The organism is Azospirillum aestuarii (assembly GCF_016632405.1).
GTDB classification, from domain to species: Bacteria; Pseudomonadota; Alphaproteobacteria; order Azospirillales; family Azospirillaceae; genus Azospirillum; species Azospirillum aestuarii.
Genome location: NZ_JAEPIV010000001.1, coordinates 543,799 through 561,953 on the forward strand (window position 1 = coordinate 543,799; position 18,155 = coordinate 561,953).

14 protein-coding genes are annotated in these 18,155 nt (G+C 69.0%); 10 read left to right on the plus strand and 4 right to left on the minus strand.

Annotated elements, in window-relative coordinates:
- Positions 1–85: 85 nt before the first annotated feature.
- Together JJL56_RS02475 and JJL56_RS02480 are read right to left on the minus strand one after the other, a co-directional pair.
- Positions 86–1,297, minus strand: a complete 1,212-nt coding sequence (locus JJL56_RS02475; protein ID WP_200484068.1) for a helix-turn-helix domain-containing protein — start codon at positions 1,295–1,297, stop codon at positions 86–88.
- 143 nt (positions 1,298–1,440) lie between these two features.
- Positions 1,441–2,418, minus strand: a complete 978-nt coding sequence (locus tag JJL56_RS02480; RefSeq protein ID WP_145623778.1) for a response regulator transcription factor — start codon at positions 2,416–2,418, stop codon at positions 1,441–1,443.
- 373 nt (positions 2,419–2,791) lie between these two features.
- Between JJL56_RS02480 and JJL56_RS02485 the strand changes: the two genes are divergently transcribed.
- The 10 genes from JJL56_RS02485 to JJL56_RS02530 all read left to right on the plus strand — a co-directional run bounded on the left by JJL56_RS02485 (position 2,792) and on the right by JJL56_RS02530 (position 15,803).
- Positions 2,792–3,613, plus strand: a complete 822-nt coding sequence (locus JJL56_RS02485; RefSeq protein WP_200484069.1) for a hypothetical protein — start codon at positions 2,792–2,794, stop codon at positions 3,611–3,613.
- The gene (locus JJL56_RS02490; RefSeq protein ID WP_145623776.1) at positions 3,610–5,586 is read left to right on the plus strand and encodes an MFS transporter; all 1,977 of its coding nucleotides are present in this window, start codon (positions 3,610–3,612) and stop codon (positions 5,584–5,586) included. The genes JJL56_RS02485 and JJL56_RS02490 overlap by 4 nt, the downstream gene beginning before the upstream one ends.
- Complete coding sequence (locus JJL56_RS02495) at positions 5,583–6,635, plus strand: ABC transporter substrate binding protein (RefSeq protein ID WP_145623775.1); 1,053 nt, start codon at positions 5,583–5,585, stop codon at positions 6,633–6,635. Before JJL56_RS02490 ends, JJL56_RS02495 begins: the two co-directional genes overlap by 4 nt.
- A gap of 1 nt (position 6,636) precedes the next feature.
- Positions 6,637–7,422 carry a GNAT family N-acetyltransferase gene (locus JJL56_RS02500; protein ID WP_200484070.1) on the plus strand — a complete coding sequence of 262 codons (786 nt, stop codon included), beginning with the start codon at positions 6,637–6,639 and terminating at the stop codon, positions 7,420–7,422.
- Positions 7,419–8,681, plus strand: coding sequence for an ATP-grasp domain-containing protein (locus JJL56_RS02505; RefSeq protein ID WP_145623774.1), 1,263 nt, complete (start codon positions 7,419–7,421; stop codon positions 8,679–8,681). Before JJL56_RS02500 ends, JJL56_RS02505 begins: the two co-directional genes overlap by 4 nt.
- Before the next feature lie 21 nt (positions 8,682–8,702).
- Positions 8,703–9,488 carry a hypothetical protein gene (locus JJL56_RS02510; RefSeq protein ID WP_145623773.1) on the plus strand — a complete coding sequence of 262 codons (786 nt, stop codon included), beginning with the start codon at positions 8,703–8,705 and terminating at the stop codon, positions 9,486–9,488.
- 148 nt (positions 9,489–9,636) lie between these two features.
- The gene (locus JJL56_RS02515) at positions 9,637–10,398 is read left to right on the plus strand and encodes a hypothetical protein (protein ID WP_145623772.1); all 762 of its coding nucleotides are present in this window, start codon (positions 9,637–9,639) and stop codon (positions 10,396–10,398) included.
- Between the two features lie 455 nt (positions 10,399–10,853).
- Positions 10,854–13,703, plus strand: coding sequence for a response regulator (locus JJL56_RS02520; protein WP_211111741.1), 2,850 nt, complete (start codon positions 10,854–10,856; stop codon positions 13,701–13,703).
- A 49-nt stretch (positions 13,704–13,752) separates the two neighbouring features.
- Entirely contained in the window at positions 13,753–14,502 is a 750-nt protein-coding gene (locus tag JJL56_RS02525; RefSeq protein ID WP_145623769.1) for a response regulator transcription factor, read from the plus strand.
- A gap of 230 nt (positions 14,503–14,732) precedes the next feature.
- Positions 14,733–15,803, plus strand: a complete 1,071-nt coding sequence (locus JJL56_RS02530) for a response regulator (RefSeq protein ID WP_145623768.1) — start codon at positions 14,733–14,735, stop codon at positions 15,801–15,803.
- On the opposite strand, the gene JJL56_RS02535 is transcribed toward JJL56_RS02530, so the two are convergent.
- Positions 15,773–16,030: a hypothetical protein gene (locus JJL56_RS02535; protein WP_200484072.1), complete on the minus strand. Its 258-nt coding sequence runs from the start codon at positions 16,028–16,030 to the stop codon at positions 15,773–15,775. The genes JJL56_RS02530 and JJL56_RS02535 overlap by 31 nt on opposite strands.
- Positions 16,031–16,139: 109 nt before the next feature.
- Positions 16,140–18,098 carry an O-linked N-acetylglucosamine transferase, SPINDLY family protein gene (locus JJL56_RS02540; RefSeq protein ID WP_200484073.1) on the minus strand — a complete coding sequence of 653 codons (1,959 nt, stop codon included), beginning with the start codon at positions 18,096–18,098 and terminating at the stop codon, positions 16,140–16,142.
- Positions 18,099–18,155: the final 57 nt, after the last annotated feature.

Sequence of the window (18,155 nt, forward strand, 5' to 3'; positions counted from 1 at the left end):
CGCCATGTCATACAACTTGCGGCGGGGCGCGATCAACACGCAAACGTGTGTGTTGGCCGTATTCTCAAGACCCCGGCACAGGGCCTCATTTGCGCCAGAAGCCGAAGAGACCCTTTTTCTTCGGCGGAGCCTCCGGTTCGGGTTCCGGCTCCGGCTCGTCGTCGAAGGAGAAGGGATCGTCCTCGGCGTCGGCCTTTGTGGTTCCAGCCGGCTTGGTTTCGATCGGCTTGGTTTCGGTCGGCTTGGTTCCGGACTTGGGCTCGTCCGGTTCGTCGTCGGTGTCGAAGGAGAACGGGTCCTCGTCCGGTTCCGCATCTGTCTTGGCGGGGGCGTCCTCGGCCGTCTCCTCCGCTTCGTCATCGTCGAAGCTGAAGGGATCGCCGTCGTCGTCGGAGTTGTCCGCCGAGTCGGTCGCTTCGTCTTCGGTCTTCTCCTCCGCATCGTCGGTGTCGAAGCTGAAGGGATTGCCGCCGTCCTCGTCCTCGTCCTCCTCGTCATCGAAATTGAAGGCATTGGCATCACCGCCGCCCGCATCGTCGTCGTCCTTTGCCTCGTCCTCGTCCTCATCGTCGAAGCTGAAGGCGGAGAAATCCGAGGATTCTTCTTCCTTCTCATCGTCGTCGCCGCCGAGAGCCGTGGCGGCAACGGCGACCGCGTTCGCCGCGCTCTGGCCGCGGCGCATCTCCGCCTTGAAGCGCTCCAGTTCCTCGCGGAAGCGGTCCTCGGCTTCGGACCAGCGCTGGCGCTCCTGGTCGAGGGTGGCGAGCAGCTCCTCTTCCCGCGCACGGGCGGCGGCACGCTCCGTGTCGAGCGCCTGGATCAAGTCCTCCTGGCGCTCAAGAAGCGTCTCGTGCCGCGTCTCCATCGCGTCGATGACCTCGCGCACATACTGTTCGAAGGCGCGGAACTGGAGGGCCAGAACGTCATCGTCGGCGTTGGCCGCCGCAGCCGTAGCCGCCGCCTTCGCGGCCTTGGTCGTCTTGGTCGCCTTGGCCGTCCGCGTTCCGCCGGGCGCGGGCGGCGGCGGGGAGGGGGCCGCGGCGGCGGGGGGCGTGCGTGGACCGGTGGGGGTGGCGCCGTCGCCCCCCAGCCAGCGCGACACCAGAATGTAGGAAACCTGAAGTTCTTCCGCGATGCGGCGGTAGCTCCAGCCCTGGGCGCGCAGCCGTTCGGCCATGCGCTGGCGGTCCGGCTCCTCGCTGGGCGTCGCCGGGCGCGTGGGCAGGGAGGATGTCGGGCCGATCCCCTCCGTGGGGGTCGCGACGACGATCACATCCTTCAGTTTCTGGTCGGCCATCGGGTCTCCGCCGTCCTGCGCGCAGGGCGTTCCTTACCGCGATGTTGGCCGCTTTCGGGGTGCGCTGTCGATCCGGGACAGGTCCCGGTTGAAGCAGTCTGGGCGGGAACCTCGCCGGACCGGGCCAATTCGCGCCGGTCCGGTCAGGTCAGCTCCTGGATGTGCTCGACATAGCCGGACAGGGCGGCGATCCCCTGCTCGGTCAGCTCGATGAACACGCGGCGGCCGTCCTTCTCGTCGGCGATCCGGCGCACCAGCCCCCGGTCGTGCAGTTCGGTGATCCGCCGCAGCGCCGTGGTCTGGGCCACGCCGGAGGCCATGCACAGCGACGACACGGAAATCCGCCGCCCGCGCAGATGGTTGGCCATCAGGTCCAGCAGCATGTCCCAGCAGGGGTCCTCGAACAGCCCCTTCGGGAAATACTTGTCGCGGGCGACGCGGGATTGCTGGAGCGCCCTCAACACCGCCAAGCGCCGGTTCTCTCCCGTTGCGGCGGGGGCGGAGGACGGAACGGCCGGTGCGGGAGCCGGAACCGGGGCGGCAACCGCCGGCTGGCCTTCGCGCAGAGCCTTCACCGCTTCGATCAGGGCGAGGCCGTGACGGTAGGCGTCCTCCAGCGCGCCATGCAACTCGCCGTTGCCGGCGGGCGGGGCCGGGGCGGGCAACGGGGCCGCCGCCTGATGGGCGGCCAGGGCGCGGGCGAGCGCACCGTGGAGCTGGCTGCCGTCCTGCGGGTCGCTGACGAAATCCGCCGCGCGCAGATGCATGGCGCGGACGACGTCGGCCGCCGTGGCGTTGGGTGCGACGACGATGACCTGGAGATGCCGCTGCACGCTCTTGCGCATCCGCTCGACCAACGCCAGCCCGTCGAAATGGGGCAGGGCCAGCTCCACCGCCACGATGCCGATGCTGCCGTCCGCCTCCAGCGTGTCGAGCGCCGCGATGGGGTCGTGGGTCACATGGATGCGGTGGCCGTTGCGTTCGAAGGCGTCGTGCATGCCGATGCCCAGCGCGCGATCCGCGCAGGCGATCAGGATGGACGTCGCCGAAACATGAAGGCCGGCGCTGGTCTGGACCGGGCGCACCGGCCACGCCAAGGGTCGCTCCAACTCGATCCGCATCGAAGCCCTTCCCCGTTGGGTGCATGGATTGCTGTGCTTAAGGATTACCACGCAAAGCAAACCATCATGGATGCAATCATGGTCCAAAATAGAGCGATCGGGAAATGTCTCAAAATTCCGCAAAATTTCTATGGATTAGGCGGAAAGGCATAAGACGACGAATTTGCCGCGTCATCTGTTCTTGATTTGATAAGTCAAATTCAATGGACTGCCCTTTTCGGTTGTGGCGCGGCAGGCGAGAGTGCGCGTCTGGCGGGGTCGGGCCGGAGCGGAGCCATGTCGCCGGGGTCTTCTCCAGACTGGACCCGTCTTGGAATCGGCGGCTTGCGCGATGCGCGTAAGGTTGGCCGCATCCCTTGCCGGCACCGGACCCATGCGCCTGACCCTGACGACCAAGATCATTCTGCTGCTGCAGGTGGCGCTCTGTTTCGCGCTGCTCTCCACCGCGGCGCTCTCCTATCTGAAGATGGAGCGCATGGTGGAGGACACCGTGGCGTCCCGCTTCACCGTCGCGCTCCGCGGGCTGGCGGGGGAGGTCGAGGGCGCCGTCAGCCTCGGCGTGTCCATCACGGCCCTGCGAAATCTCGACGCGCTGATCCAGCGCGCGATGGCACGGGATGACCGGATCACCGGTCTGGTCCTGTTCACCGACACGGGCGAGGTGCTGGCGGCGGCGGGCCGGGGGGCGGGACACGGCGGGCCGGTGGGGGCGATCCCCGTCGGCTGGAAGGCGGCCTTCGCGCGCGACGGCAAGTCCGACCGGGTGGCCGCCGTGGCCGACGGCGACAGCCAGGCGCTTCTGCTCGGCATCCGCAACGCCTTCGGCGGCGTGGCCGGCGGCGTCGCCTTGACCTATTCGCTGGGCGAGGTGCAGGCGGGCATCCGCGGCACCATCCCGGACCTGCTGCTGTCCGGCGGCATCAATCTGGTGACCGGGCTGCTGGTCACCATGATCGCGGTCTGGCTGCTGCTGCGCCCGATCCAGCGGCGGCTGCGCGAGATGACCGTCAGCATCAACCAGCTGGGCATGGGCGAGCCGCCCAACCTGACTCCGGAGCTGGTCGCCTTCGCCCCCGGCCTGAAGGACTTTACCGACCGCATCCTGGAACAGCAGCGGCACGGCGCGGAGGAGGACCCTCCCCAACCCGCCAAACCGGCGGCGGAGGACGCGCGCCCGGCGGGAGTCACGCCATGAAGCTGTCCTTCATCCGCCGCCTGAACTGGATGCTGACGGGCGTCGTGTCCGTCCTGATGCTGGTCAGCCTCGCGGTCCAGACCAACCACGTCAACACGCTGTTCCGCCCGCTGATCGAACCGGAGCTGGCCCGCAAGGCCGAGGTCGTCGGCTCCTACGTGGTGGCGCAGATCGACCGCGCCGTGGCGCTCGGCTTCGAGCTGGACAAGCTGGTCGGGGTGGACGAGCTGCTGTCCGACGCGCTGGCCGCCAACCCGGACGTCAAGTATCTGGCGCTGGAGATCGGCGGGCGCCTCCACGCCTTTTCCGGGACCGAGGAGGCGCGCTCCGGCACCCGCCTGACCGTGGCGGACGCCCCGCCGGACGGCGAGTCCCCGCAATTCCTCGACACCGTCCTGCCCTTGGAGGGCAACGACGAGGCGCGGCTGCATGTCGGCGTCGATTCCGGCTATGTCCGCTCCGCCATGAACGAGGTGGTGTTCGATCTCGGTTCCGTGCTGATCGTCGCCATCCTGCTGAACATCGAGATCCTGCTGCTGGTTGTCGGCTCCTCCGTCGCGGCGCCGCTGCGCCGGGTGACGGCGGTGATGAAGCAGGCCGCCGACGGGCATCTCGGCGTGCGCGTCGCCCTGCGCAACCGCGACGAGGTGGGCGAGCTGTCGCGCGCCGTCGACTGGGCGCTGGACAGCGTGCAGCACAAGGCCGACATGTCCGCGTCCGAGCCGGCCATGACCAAGATCGGCATGATGCAGCGGGTGGTGGAACTGCGCTTCGCCATCTTCATCTTCTCCTTGGCGGAGGAGCTGACTCGCACCTTCCTGTCCGTCTACATCAAGCAGCTGTTCGAACCGGTGCCCGGCCTGTCGATGGAGATGGTCATCGGCGCGCCCATCGCCCTGTTCATGCTGCTGTGGGCGGTCAGCCAGCCGATCGCCGGAAGCATGTCGGAACGGCGCGGGCGGCGGGCGGTGTTCCTCGGCGGGGCGCTGCTCTCCTTCGTCGGTCTGGTCGGCTCCGGCCTCGCCACCGACCTCATCCAGCTCGTCGTCGCGCGCTGCCTGACCGCCATCGGTTACGCCAGCGTCTTCATCGCCGCCCAGGGCTTCGTCATCGACGCCACCGACCCCAAGCAGCGCGCCCAGGCCATCGCCATGTACGCCGGCGGCATCCTCAGCGCCGGTGTCTGCGGCCCGGCCATCGGCGGCGTGATCGCCGGGCAGGTCGGGTTCCGCACGACCTTCCTGATCTCCGCCGGGCTGGCGCTGCTGGCTGCCTTCATGGCGTGGCAGGTGCTGCCGCGGGTGCGCGCGGCGCAGGCCAAGTCCAGCCGCGGCCTGCGTCTGGCGGACGCCGCGCTGTGCCTGCGCAACCCGCGCTTCGTCGGTCTGGCCGTCTTCAGCGCGGTTCCGGCCAAGCTGGGATTGACCGCGCTTCTGTTCTTCCTGTTGCCGCTGGCGCTGGACGACCAGGGGGTCAGCCAGTCCTGGATCGGGCGCGTGCTGCTGCTCTACTGGCTGCTGATGATCGTGGTGTCGCCGATGGCGGCGAAGCTGTCGGACCGCTCGGGCCAGCGCATCGGCTTCCTGGTGGCGGGCGGGCTGGTCGCCGCCGGGGCGGCCTGGGTGCTGTCGATGCCGGGGTCGCTCGGCACGGCGCTGGCCGGGGTCGCGCTGCTGGGGGTGGCGCACGCCATGCTCGGCGCGCCGCAGCTCGCCATGCTCGCCGATGTCTGCGTCAAGGAACGGGCGGCGCTGGGCGAGACCACGGTGATCGGCATGTTCCGCCTGATCGAGCGGCTGGGTTCGGTCATCGCCCCTTTCCTGGCCGGGTTGTTCCTGGCCCATTACGGCTACGCCGGGGCGCTGAAGGGCATCGGCGCGGTGCTGGCGGCCTGCGTCGCCGTGCAACTGCTGCTGAGCGCCCTGTTCCGCCCGCGCCCGCCCGCCGACCTTCCGCAGAGGACCCCCGCATGAGCCTGTCCCGCCGCACTGTCCTGACGGGTGCCCTCACCGCTGGAACGTTGACCGCCGGAACGCTGGCGGCCGGCGGCTTCCCGGCTTTTGCGCAGACGGCCAGGACCTTCACCTCCGCCAAGCCGGCGCGCATCGTCGTGCTGACCCCGCGCAAGGATGTGGGCGACGTGCTGGGCCTGCGCGACTTCATCGCGTCGAGCGGACTGTCCGCCACGGTGGAGGTGCGCGAGGTGCCGCAGGCCTCCGCCATGCCGACGCTGCTGCCGGAGATCCGGGCGTCCAAGCCCGACTTGGTGGTGACGGTCTTCACGCCGCTGACCCTGGCGACGGTCGGGCGCTACGACGATCCCGACCCATCGCGCTTCCTGACCGACGTGCCGGTGGTCTTCACCTCGGTCACCGACCCGGTGGCGTCGCGCGTCGTGCGCGCGCTCGACCGTCCGGGGCGCGCGGTCACCGGCACGCGGCACATCGCGCCGGTCGCGGTGCAGATGAAGACGATGCTGTCCTACCGGCGCTGGAAGAAGATCGCCGCGGTCTACAACCCGGCGGAGGACAACATGGTGGTCGCCGTGCGCGACCTGAAGGAGGAGGCCGCCCGCCAGGGCGTGGAGGTCCACGACGCCGCCCTGCCGCGCGACGCCTCCGGCGCGCCGCAGGCCGCCGCCATCCCGGACCTGATCGCCGACGCGGCGCGCGCCGGGGCGGAACTGGTCTACATCGGGCCGGACACGCTGGTCGCCTCCAACAACAACGCGGTGGTGGCGGAACAGGCATTGGCCCACCGGCTGGCCACCTTCTGCTCCACCGAGCTGCCGATCCGCCGGGCCAACCTGCTGATGGGGCTGGTCAGCCCGGCGGTCAACGTCGGGCGCTTCGCCGGGCTGAAGGCGGTGGAGATCCTGACCGGGGCCAAGCCCGCCGACGGCATCCCGGTGGAGACGCTGAACCGCTTCTCCCTGCTGCTGCGCATCGGGGCGGCCAAGCAACTGGACCTCTACCCGCCGATGCGCCTGCTCAACATCGCCGAAATCGTCCAGGACGCCTGACATGACGGTCCTCTTATCCCCCGAACAGACGGTCCACACGGGCAAGCTGCGCGTCCGGCGCGGCCAGCCGGTCTGCGTTCCCTACCGCATCCGCTTTCTCGGCCCTGCCGACCTGCCGGCGCTGGAGGCGTTCCGCGGCTACATCTTCGGGCAGTTGCCGGACATCGACGCCTATTTCCCCGAAACGCCGGAGTTCGCCGGGCTGCATCTGGGCGAGCGCGGAGTGACGCTGGGGCTGGAGACCGAGGGGCGGCTGATCGGCTGCGCCATCCTGGGTCTGCCCTTGCCCGGCATGCCGGCCTTCGTGGACGATCTGCCGGGCGCTCGGCCCGCCGTTACCGCCACCGCCCACATGGCGAGTTGCATGGTCCACCCGGACTTCCGCGGCAACGGGCTGCAACGGCTGCTGGTCACGCTGCGCACGCTCCACGCCCTGGGGGCCGGGCGCCCGCATCTGTTCTCGCGCGTTGCCCTGTCGAACCCGCGCAGCCTGTCGAACCTGCTGTCCGGCGGCTTCCTGGTGCGCCGGGTTCTGGTCATGCACGCCAGCGGTCGGCTGCGCTACCTGCTGCACCGCGACCTCGGGGCGGCGCCGCCCGCCTGGGTGCCGGGCAGCGAGCGCGTCTTCGCCGTGCCGGAGCTGGAGGAGCAGAAGGCGGTGATCGAGGCCGGCTGGATCGGGCGTTCGGTGGAACTGGACGGTCCCGTGCCGCTGGTCACCTACGCGCGCCCGGTCGAGGCGGTGCCGGCTGTGCCTCAGGACGCCGTGATGGAGACCACGCCATGAGCGCGCCCCGCAAGACGGCGGTTGTCGTCGATCCCTATTCCACCGGCATCCTTCTGGCGCCGCGCCTGCGCGCGCGGGGCTACGACGTGGTCGCGGTGCAGAGCCGCCCGGACCTCGCCCCGTCGCTGCTGCGCAGCTATCAGCCCGACGACTTCGCGGCGCACATCCTCCTTGACGGCGACCGCGGCGATCTCGACGCGCTGGCCGAGCGGTTGCGCCCGCTGGCCCCGGCCTTCATCCTGCCGGGCAATGAGTCCGCGGTGGAACTGACCGATGCGCTGGGCGCCGTCCTGGGCACGCCGGGCAACAGCCCGAAGCTGACCGCCGCGCGCCGCAACAAGTTCATGATGATCGAGCGGCTGGCCGCCGCCGGCCTGCTGACCGCCCGCCAGACCATGGCGACCGACGCCGCCGAGGCGGTGGAATGGGCGGCGCAGGCGGGCTGGCCGGTGGTGGCGAAGCCGATGGCCAGCGCTTCCACCGACCATGTCTATTTCTGCGACACCCCGGCGCAACTCCGCGCCGCCGTGGACGCCATCCTGGGCAGCCGCGACTTCTGCGGTTCGGCCAACGAGCGGGTGCTCGTGCAGACCTACCTCGACGGGCTTGAATATGTCGTCAATACGGTCAGCCGCGGCGGGCGCCACTATGTCTGCGACGTGCTGCTGTCCGCCAAGCGGGCGCTGAACGGGTCGCCCTTCGTCTACGATTACTACCGGCTTCTGCCGCCGGAGGAGCCGGTGGCGCAGGCGCTGATGGCCTACATCCGCCGGGTTCTCGACGCGCTGGAGATCACCGACGGCGCCGGCCACGCCGAGGTGCGGATGACCGCCCGCGGTCCGGCGCTGGTGGAGATCGCGGCGCGCGCCATGGGGCCGGCCGGCTCCACCACCGCCATCGCGGCGGGCACCGGGCACGATCAGGTGGATCTGCTGGTCGACGCCTTCGATGGGGCGGCGGTGGTCGGGCCGCTGCTCGACGGCCATTACCGGTTCCTGGCCGACGCGATGGTGCTGTATCTGCCGGTTCTGGTGTCGGGCCGGGTTGAGGCGCTGCCGGATCTCTCCATTCTGGACGGGATGGCGAGCGTGCGTGGCTACGCCCTGGTGCCGCGGCTCGGGGACGAGGTGGTGCCGACGCTCGATCTGACGCAGGTGCTGGCGAAGATATATCTGGCGCATCCGGACCGTGCTGTGTTCGAGCGCGACTGGGCCGCCATCCGCTCTCTGGAGGATCGCCTCCAGCCGGCCGTCGCGTAGCACCGGAACGGGCGGGCCGCCATGGCGCATGTCCCCTACGAGCAGCGCTGGACCGCGACACGCAAGCGCTTCGAGGCTGCAACGGCGAAGCACCGGCCGAAGGATGCCAAGGCGGTCGCCGCCGCGCTGAACGGCGACGCCGCGCTGGTCAAGGCGCTGAAGTCCGGCGACGCCGTCCACCGCGCCGCCACGGCCGGCGACGAGGCCGCGAAGGATCTCGTGGCCGCCGGAAAGGACGTCGTGAAGGCGCGCAAGGCCTATCTGGCCGCGCTCGGAAAGGCGTTGGACGAGGCCCTGAATCAGGATGTGGCCAGCCGTGGCGACAAGGCCGCGGCGGCGGCCTGCGAGCGGGCGATGAAGGCGCTCGCCAAGGACCTCGCCGATCTGGAGGCGGACATCGGCGCGGACGCCGATCGCTTCAAGGCGCAGGCCGCCCAGGCCGAGAAGGACACCGCGTCGGCGGAGCGGGCGCAGAAGCGGTGGGAGGCGAACATCAACGGCGCGCTCGCCCGCGCCGCCGCCGGAGTCGCCAAGGTGCGCGCCAAGCCGACGCCGGAGACCTACAACGAGCTGTTCCCGGCGCTGGCCCGCGATCTCGCCGCCCAGCTCGCCGCGGCGAAAGCGCTGGACGGGCTGCGCGCCGATCCGGACTTTTACCGCCGGAAGCTCGCCCCCTGGGCCGGGCAGGGCGGCGACGGGCCGCCGATGCGCGTGCCGCCCGACTACACCGCGCGCCAGATCACCGACCTCATCAAGGAGTTCGCCACCGTCTGCAAGGGCGTGGTGCAGCTGGTGGGTGGCCGCTGAAATGAGGCGGGGAGGGAAGCCGCCGTTTTGGACCCAATCGGTTCCGGTAGCGGTGGGAGAGGAGCAATCGCCGATTCCGAGGGGGACGCCCGCCTCCTACCATGCGGACGGATAGGGTGAATGTTTGGTTAAGCGGAGGAGCTGAGACATGGGTGGTCCCCTGAAGCGCATCGACATCCCGGACATCCTGACCCAGAAGGATTGGGACAAGAAGAAGGGCGCCATCGCCAAGATCGCCGGCAAGACCGGCATCGGCGACGCGATGAAGGCGGTGGACAAGGCGCATGGCGCCATCAACTGGAAGACGCTGAGCGTGTCGGTGAACGCTCCCAGCAACGCCACGCTGGACGATCTCGATTCGCTGCTGGACGAGGCACGGGCGGAGTACAAGCGCTCGGTCGAGCCGCTGCGCACCCAGCTCCAGAAGCTCCGCGATCTGGCCGAGGCGACGGCGAAGAAGTTCAAATCCAACAAGCTGATTCCGAAGGACTCCGCCGCCCACGCGGAGAAGGTCGCCAAGGCCGCCGACCAGCTCTTCGTCGCCTTCAACCAGTCCTCGCTCGGCGACAAGATCGTCGATGACTATGAGGGCATGAAGGACGCCATCGAGAAGGCCGACAAGGTGCGCGCCAAGGGGCGCGAGATTCTCGAGAAGTACATGCTGTCCCTGGCGAAGAAGCTGAAGACGGCGAAGACGGTGAGCGACTATCAGGATCTGTGGAAGGAGGACATCCGCGGCGTCGGCACCCAGTTGCCGAAGATGCCCGAGTTGAAGGCCTTTCTGAAGGATTGGCGCAACATCTCCTCCCAGGACGGCATCCCGGAAACCGACGAGGACGTGAAGAGCCGCTGCAAGGAGGTGATGGCCGTGCTCGCCCGCATGGACAAGCAGATGAAGGCCATGGCCTGACCGCACCCGGCGCGCTGGCCGATTGGCCGCACCGGGATGGAGCGTCTGGGAAACCGTCATTATAAGGGCGGTTCCAGACGCTCATTCCATTAGCGGTTCCTGTTGGAATCGTCCTGTCCGTCGGCTGATGCCAAATACAGCACGTGTCCCCGACTGAGAGGTTAAAAACCATAATTCCTATAGGATTTACGATTGATGAAGCTTGTTGCGAATTTCTGAGTCGTTGTTACGTCGATGGCTGATTATACTTCGCAGCGCGGCCGGTTTCGGTTTCATGGGGTTTCGGCTTTAAATGCCTGGGTGCATCGGTATTTCCGCAACAACCGTTTTGCGATACCCCTCATGATGGGAGTGGCTCGGCGCCTTTCGACCTGCGGGTCGGGCCGCGGCCCGTGCCATGCGCCTGTCGAAGGAACTTTGCCCTGGTGCCTCTGCCGTCTGCCGTCGTGCCGTTCATGAGCGCTTTCCTTGCGCGTGCAACCCGGCGGCTGGGCGCGATTCTGCTCCTCGCTCTTTTTTGCACCGCTCCGGCCCTGGCCTCGGTCCTGCCGCAGGCGGAGGGCGGCGTGCTCGATCTGCGTGGATGGTACGCCGATCTTGACGGTCCAGTGTCCCTGGACGGCGAATGGCTGGTGTCCTGGGACCGTCTGGCCGGCGAGGAAAGCCTGAATCCCCTGCCGGAGCCGGATGGCCGGCTGTGGACGCCCTTCACCCTGCCGGCGATCTGGAACGGGGCCGAGCGCCCGGATGGGCAGCGAATGGGCGGGATGGGGGCCGCCACCTTCCGCCTCAAGATCCTCCTGCCGCCCGGCATGCCGCCGCTGACGCTGAAGATACCGCCGGTCAATTCCGCCATGCGGGTGTGGGTGGACGGCCGCTCGGTCGCCTCCGCGGGGGTTCCGGCCGTGGCCGCCGCGCAGGAGCAGCCATCGTCCGTCTCCCGGTTCGTCACGCTGCATGGCGGGCAGCGGGCGATCGAACTGGCGGTCGAGGTCTCCAACCATTTCCATTTCGAAGGCGGGATCGGGCGCACGATCTATCTCGACGCCAACGGCGGGCTGTCGCGGCTGTGGCAGCGCCAGTTGATGACCAACGCCGGGGCGTTGATGTCGCTGTCCCTGATGGCGCTGTTCATCGGCGCCTTCCTGCGCCGCCGCCTGTCGGCGGCCCCGCTGTTCCTGGTCATGCTGCTGGCCGCCTGCGCCATGCGGCTGATCTGCACCAGCGAACTGCTGCGCGTCTTCTTCCCCGGCGTGTCGGATGTCTGGGCCTACCGGCTGGAATATCTGCCGATCTACATGTTCTACCCGATCTACTTTCACCTGCTGCGCGAACTGTTTCCCGGATGTTTGCACCGTGGGGTCGGGCGCGCCATGATGGCGGTCGCGGTGCCGGGCATGTTCCTGGTGCTGGTGACCGAACCGGCGCAGTTCACCCGGTTTCGCGATCTGGCGAGCCTGCTGCTGGTGCTGTCGGCCCTGTATTTCGCGTGGCGCCTCGCCGTGGCCGCCCTGCGCCGCCACGCGGGCGCGCTTCTGCTTGGGGCGGGGGCGCTGGCCTTCCTGGGGTCGGTGGTGCACGACGCGCTGATGTACGCGCATTTCTTCGAAAGCATCGACCTCGTGCCCTACGGGGCGCTGCTGTTCCTGTTCAGCCACGCGCTGGTGCTGGGTCGGCGGGTGGAGACGGCCTTTCTCAACGAACGCCGGCTGTCGCAGGAACTGGCCGCCCTCAACGAGGGGCTGGAGCGCCAGATCGCCGAGCGCACACGCGCCCTGTCGGACAAGTCCGCGATGCTGGAGCGCTTCCTCGCCAACCTCAGCCACGAGGTCCGGACGCCGCTGAACGCCGTTCTGGGCATGGTGCGGGTGATCCGCCGCGAGGGACCGACCGACCAGCTGGACGAGCGGCTGCGCGTCGCCGACGGGGCGGGGCGGCATCTCGTCTCGATGCTCGACACCATCCTCGACCTGTCGCGGCTGGAGGCGGGCCGGATGGAACTGCATCCCCAGCCGACCGATGTGGTCGCGCTGGTGGAGGACGCCGTGGCGCTGATGCGCGCGGGCGCCGAGGAGAAGGGCCTCGACCTGTCCCTGTCGGTCAGCGGGCTGGGGGCGGCGCGCTTTTGGATCGATCCATTGCGTCTGCGCCAAATCGTTCTGAACCTGCTGAGCAACGCCGTGAAGTTCACCGAACGCGGCGGGGTGGAGGTATCGCTGACCGCGAAGCCGGCGCCGGCGGGCACGGAAAGCGGGACCGTCGTTTTGTGCCTGACCGTGGCGGACAGCGGGCCCGGCGTGCCGCGGGCGGCGCAGGCCATCATCTTCGAGCCCTTTCATCGTTTGGAGGGGAGCCGGCTCGAAGGCAACCGCCGCGATGGCGCCGGACTCGGCCTTGCCATTGTCAACGGGCTCGTCCGGCTGATGGGGGGCGACGTTTGCCTGGAGGGTCGGCCGGGTGGCGGCTCCCTCTTCACCGTTTCGCTGCCGACACGCCCGTTGCCGGTGGCCGATCCGTCGCCGGGCCGCGCCGCGCCGATGCCCGTTCCGGGGAGCCTCGACATCCTGGTGGTGGAGGACGCGCCGGAGAACCAGGCCATCCTTCGCGAGTATTTGGCGCCGGGCGGTCACCGCGCCGTCTATGTGGACAGCGGGGAGGAGGCTCTGGCGGTTCTGGCCACCCGCGTCGTGGACGTCGTGCTGCTCGACATGCGGCTTCCGGGTATCGACGGGGTGGAGGTGACGCGGCGCATCCGCGCGTTGTCCGACGCGGAACGGGCTCTGGTGCCAGTGATCGCGGTGACCGCCAACAGTTCTCCGGAGGATCGGGCGGACTATCTGGACGCCGGTGTCGACGAGGTGGTGGCGAAGCCGGTGGACCCCGACGCGCTTCAGGACGCGCTTGCCCGCCACGCGCCGTCCGGCTCCTGCGCACCCGCTCCGTCCTTCACGGTCCAGCAGGCGCCGCTCACCGGGGCACCGGTCACGGGAGGTCTGTCAAGCGCGGACCGGGCGCGGTTGATGGACCGCTTCGCCCTGGCCTGCCGAGAGGTGCTGGCGGTTCTCGATGACCCGGAATCGGCGCCCCGGCGCGTAGTCGACGCGGCGCACCGCATGAAGGGCAGCGGCGGCACCTATGGCTTTCCGGAGGTGAGCGCCGCGGCGCGGGCGCTGGAGCGGACGGCGCAGGCCGTCGAAAACGGAGGCGGGGGGACCGCTTCCATGCAAGGAGATGCGGCGGCGCTTCGGGACCGGCTGCACGCCGCCCTGCACGCCATCGAAAATGGGGAGGCGGGACTGACATGACGGCGACAAGGGTGGTTGGGACGGGAGCGGTCGTGGCGGGCAGGGCATCATGAGTGTCGGATCGGAACTGGCCGGACGGACCGTGCTGGTGGTCGAGGACTCGCCGGAAACGCAGGATTTGATCGCCACCTATCTGGAGCATCAGGGATTGCGGGTGCTGCGGGCCGCGAATGGGGCGGAACTGACCGCCCGCATCGCACAGGACCGGCCCGATCTCGTGTTGCTGGACATCAACCTGCCGGATTGCGACGGGCTGGCCTTGGCCGAACGGCTGCGGTTGGGGGAAACCGTTCCGCTGATCTTCGTGACCGGGCGCGACAGCCCGACCGACCGCGTCGCCGGCCTGTCCCACGGCGGCGACTATGTGACCAAGCCGGTCGACCTGCTGGAACTGCTGATCCGCATCCGCAACCTGCTGCGCCGCTCCGGAGCGTCCGCCGTTCCGCCTGCCTCCGCGGAGGGGGGAGCGGTTCCGTCGCCCGACGCGCCTCTGACCTTCCAGGGATGGCGTCTGGATCTCGTGCGCCGTGCGCTGTTCCGTCCCGACGGCTCCTACCTCGCTTTGACGACGGGGGAGTTCAACATCCTGGCGGCGCTGGCGGCCATGCGGCCAAACCCGGTCAGCCGCGAATATCTGCTGGATGTGATCAGCAACCGCGACCCGCGCTCCATCAGCGAGCATACGGTGGATACGTTGATCACCCGGCTGCGCCGCAAGATGCGGCTGGACGACGGCACGTCCTCGCCGATCGTTACCGTCCGTGGGGTCGGTTATGCATTGGAATCTGACGAATCTTGACGATAATGATTAATATGCAATAATAAACCGCCGGTTACTCCGATGGAAAAGTATCAACCGCCGTTGATACGCGTTCGAACGGGGTAATGCTATACATCACCCAACGAATGATTGACGGTTCCAAGCGGGTACCTGGAGGTGGCGGAGCGTTCCGCCGCATCGGGGCGCCGCTCCGGGCCTGACACCGCCGCCGGCCAACCGGTGCGCGATCTGATGCGGGTGAGAGCGGCATGCAACGGTCCCTGGTTTCGCGTTCGGCGGAGCGCTTCACGCTGACTGGTCATATGGCGGCTGGTCAAACGGCGGCCAGTGAAGCAGCGCAGAATTACTCGGCACCGAGTTACGCGGCGGCGCCGTCGATTCTGATCATCGGCAACGACAGCGCGGCCATCGCCGGCATCCGTGACTGCGCGCTGCGGCTCGGCCACCGGGTGCAGGACACGCGCGACGTCATTTCGGCGCTGGGCCTGCTCGACGTGGATCGCAGCGTCGGCGTCGTGTTCGTGGACGGCGGATCTCCCTGGTTCGATGGTCTGGCGCTGATGGAGCGGCTGCACCGCACCCACCGCGGGCTCGCCTGCATCCTCTTCGCCCGCAATCCGGAGGCGGACGACGTGGTGCGCGCCCTGCGGCTCGACGCCGCCGATGTGGTGACCGACCCGGAGGATGAGGCGCAGATCGAGCGCGCGCTCGCCCGTGTCCTCGGTGGCGGGGAGGGCATCGCATCGTCCGTCACGGATCGTCCGCCGCTGTCCATGGGCAGCCATGACGACGCGCTGGAACAGGCCTACCGCCATGGGCTGGCGCTGGTCGAGACGGTGCGCGCCTTGCGCGGAGAGGCCGCGGCGGCCCGCGTGATGCCCTTTGTCGCGGCCCATCGCGCGGCGGTCGAACCCGCAACGTCTCCTGCGGCGATCACGACCGCGGTTCAACCGGCCTGCGAAGCGGTGACCGAGGGTGGTGTGCCGGACAGCCTGGGCATCCTGACGGCGATCCGGCGCAAGCGCGCCGCCCGCGAGAAATTCTTCCCCAAGGGCCTGTTCGAGGACCCCTGCTGGGACATGCTGCTGGACCTGATGATCAATCATCTCCAGGGCCGGCGGATTTCCGTGTCGTCGCTGTGCATCGCGTCCGGCGTGGCCCAGACCACGGCGCTGCGCCGCATCACCGACCTGCACGACCGCGGGCTGGTCCGGCGCATCGCCGACGACAAGGACGGTCGCCGTGTCTTCATCGAACTGACCGATGACGGCGTGGCCGCCATGGAGCGTTACGTGGAGACGGTCGGGCCGCTGGGCTGATCGCCCGCCGCCCCCGCCTCCGCCTGGCGGGAGCAGTCCGGCCAGGTGCAGGCGCAGGAGGGGAAACGGCACTCGTCGCCGTTCACGTCGCTGGCCTGCACGGCGATCTTGTAGCGCAGGCCGTGGGCCGACGGCGTGTCGATCAGGCCGCAGGCTTCGTAGACCTCGACATTGACGCGGGCCGATTGCAGGGCAACCCGCGCGATCTGTTTGGGATCTTTCATCATCGGCGTCTCGGCCTCGCTTCCGCTGCGTCGTCGGTTCCTTCAACGCATGTCCGGCGCCGTTGTGCCAGGGCGTATCGGAAGGACTTCCTTTGGCACGCCCGCGGCATCCTTACGGTGCGCGCCACATCGAGCGGTAGGCCTTCTCCAGCGACCGGGCGAAGGTCGGCGCGTCGCACAGGGGGGATTGACGCATACGTTCCCGCAGGCCGGCGCGCAGGGCGGACAGGGATTCCAGGTCACCGACGAGAGCAGCGGTCTTGGCGACGTAGTCCTCCGGGCTGTCCGCCACCAGCCGGTCGGCGAGGCCGAGCGTTTCCAGGAAGCTGACCCCGATCCGCCCCGCCCAGCGGTCGCCGCGCAGGGTGACCACCGGCACGCCCATCCACAGGCTTTCGGCCGTCGTCGTGCCGCCGCCGAAGGGGGTGGGGGACAGCGCGAGGTCGATGCGGTTGTGGCTGTTGAAATAGTCCGCCCGCGGCGTCTTTCCTTCCATGCGCAGGCGGTTCGCTGCGACGCCGTGCGCGGCGAACTGGTCGCGCAGGGCCTGCCGCACGCCGTAATCGCCGAACTCACGTGATTTCAGCAGCAGGCGGGCTTGCGGCAGGGCGGCCAGGACCTGCGCCCACAGCGCGACGGTCGGCCGGGTGATCTTGGCCCGGTTGTGGAAGGCGCCGAGCGTGACCGGGCCACCGGAGAGCGCCGGGAGCGGTCCGACCGGCACCTCATCCGCCGGCGGTGTGAAGCACAGATAGCTGTCGGGAAGGCGCCAGACTTTCTCTGTGAACAAGCTCTCCTCCCCTGGCGGCAGGACGTGGCGGTCGGCGATGATCCAGTCCATCGTCGGCAGGCCGGTCGTCCCGAAATAGCCAAGCCAGCTCGCCTGGATAGGCGCGGGCCGCCGGGCGAACAGGGTCAGGCGGTTGTTCCCGGTGTGGCCGGAGAGATCGACGAGGATGTCGATGCCGTCCCGCCGGATCAGGTCGGCCACCGTCGCGTCGTCCATGCCGACGATCGGGCGCCATCCGTCGGCAGCCGCGCGAAGGCTCTCCGTCACGTCGTCGGTCCGGCCGTTGTTGGCGTAGCCGAAGGCGGTGACCGCCGAACGGTCGTGAGCCCGCAGGACGCTTTCCAGGAAATAGCCGACGGGATGGCTGTTGAAGTCGCTGGAGACGTAGCCGATGCGCAGCGGGCGGGGGCGGTCGTCGCGGACCACCCGAGCGGTGTCGGGAAGACCGCCGCCGCTTCGTTCGGCCCAATCGCGGGCGGCGGCGAGATAGTCGGCGTTTCCGCACTCCGGGACATAATGCTGTGCCATCAGAATGTTGCTGTGCGCCATCGGGAAATCCGGACGGTGCGTCAACGCCGAACGGTAGGCGGCCATGGCCTGGTGCAGATGGCCTTGTCCTTTCAGCGTGTTGCCGAGGTTGGACCAAGCCAGGGCGAAATCGGGCCGGAAGGCCAGGGCGACGCGGTAGGCCGCCGCCGCCTCGCCCAACCGGTCCTGCTGGTCCAGGGCGTAGCCGAGGTTGCAGTGGGACTCGGCGTTGGTCGGTGCTGCCTGGATGGCGTCGGTGAAGGCGGCGATGGCGGCGTCCGTCTGCCCGACCTCCAGGAACAGCGAGCCGAGGTTGTTCAGCGCCTCCACGAAACCGGGCTGGAGCGCGATGGCCTGACGGTAGGCGGCGACGCTTTCGTTGGGCCGGCGCTGAAGGCGAAACAGATTGCCCAGCCGGAAATGGACGTCCGCCCGGTCCGGGCCGAGGCGCAGCGCCGCCATCAGGGCGTCCAAGGCCTCGTCCACACGGCCCGCATCGAGCAGGGCGGAGCCGAGATTCAGGTGGTATTCCAACGCCTCCCGGAACGACAGGGCGGTGCGGATGCTGGCGATGCCGGCGTTGTGGTCGCCCCGCTCGGACTGCAGCACGCCCAGCAGATGCCAGGCGTCGGGGTTCCGCGGCTCACGCTTCAGGATCTGGCGGTACGCCCGCTCCGCCTCGTCGCCGCGGCCGTCGTTGTGCAGGGTCAGGGCATCGGTGATCGAGGGCCGGGCGGTACGGCTGTCCGTCATGGAGCGTTCATCTCAAGGAGCGGGCATCGCGGGAGCGGGCGGTGCAACTCGGGGGAG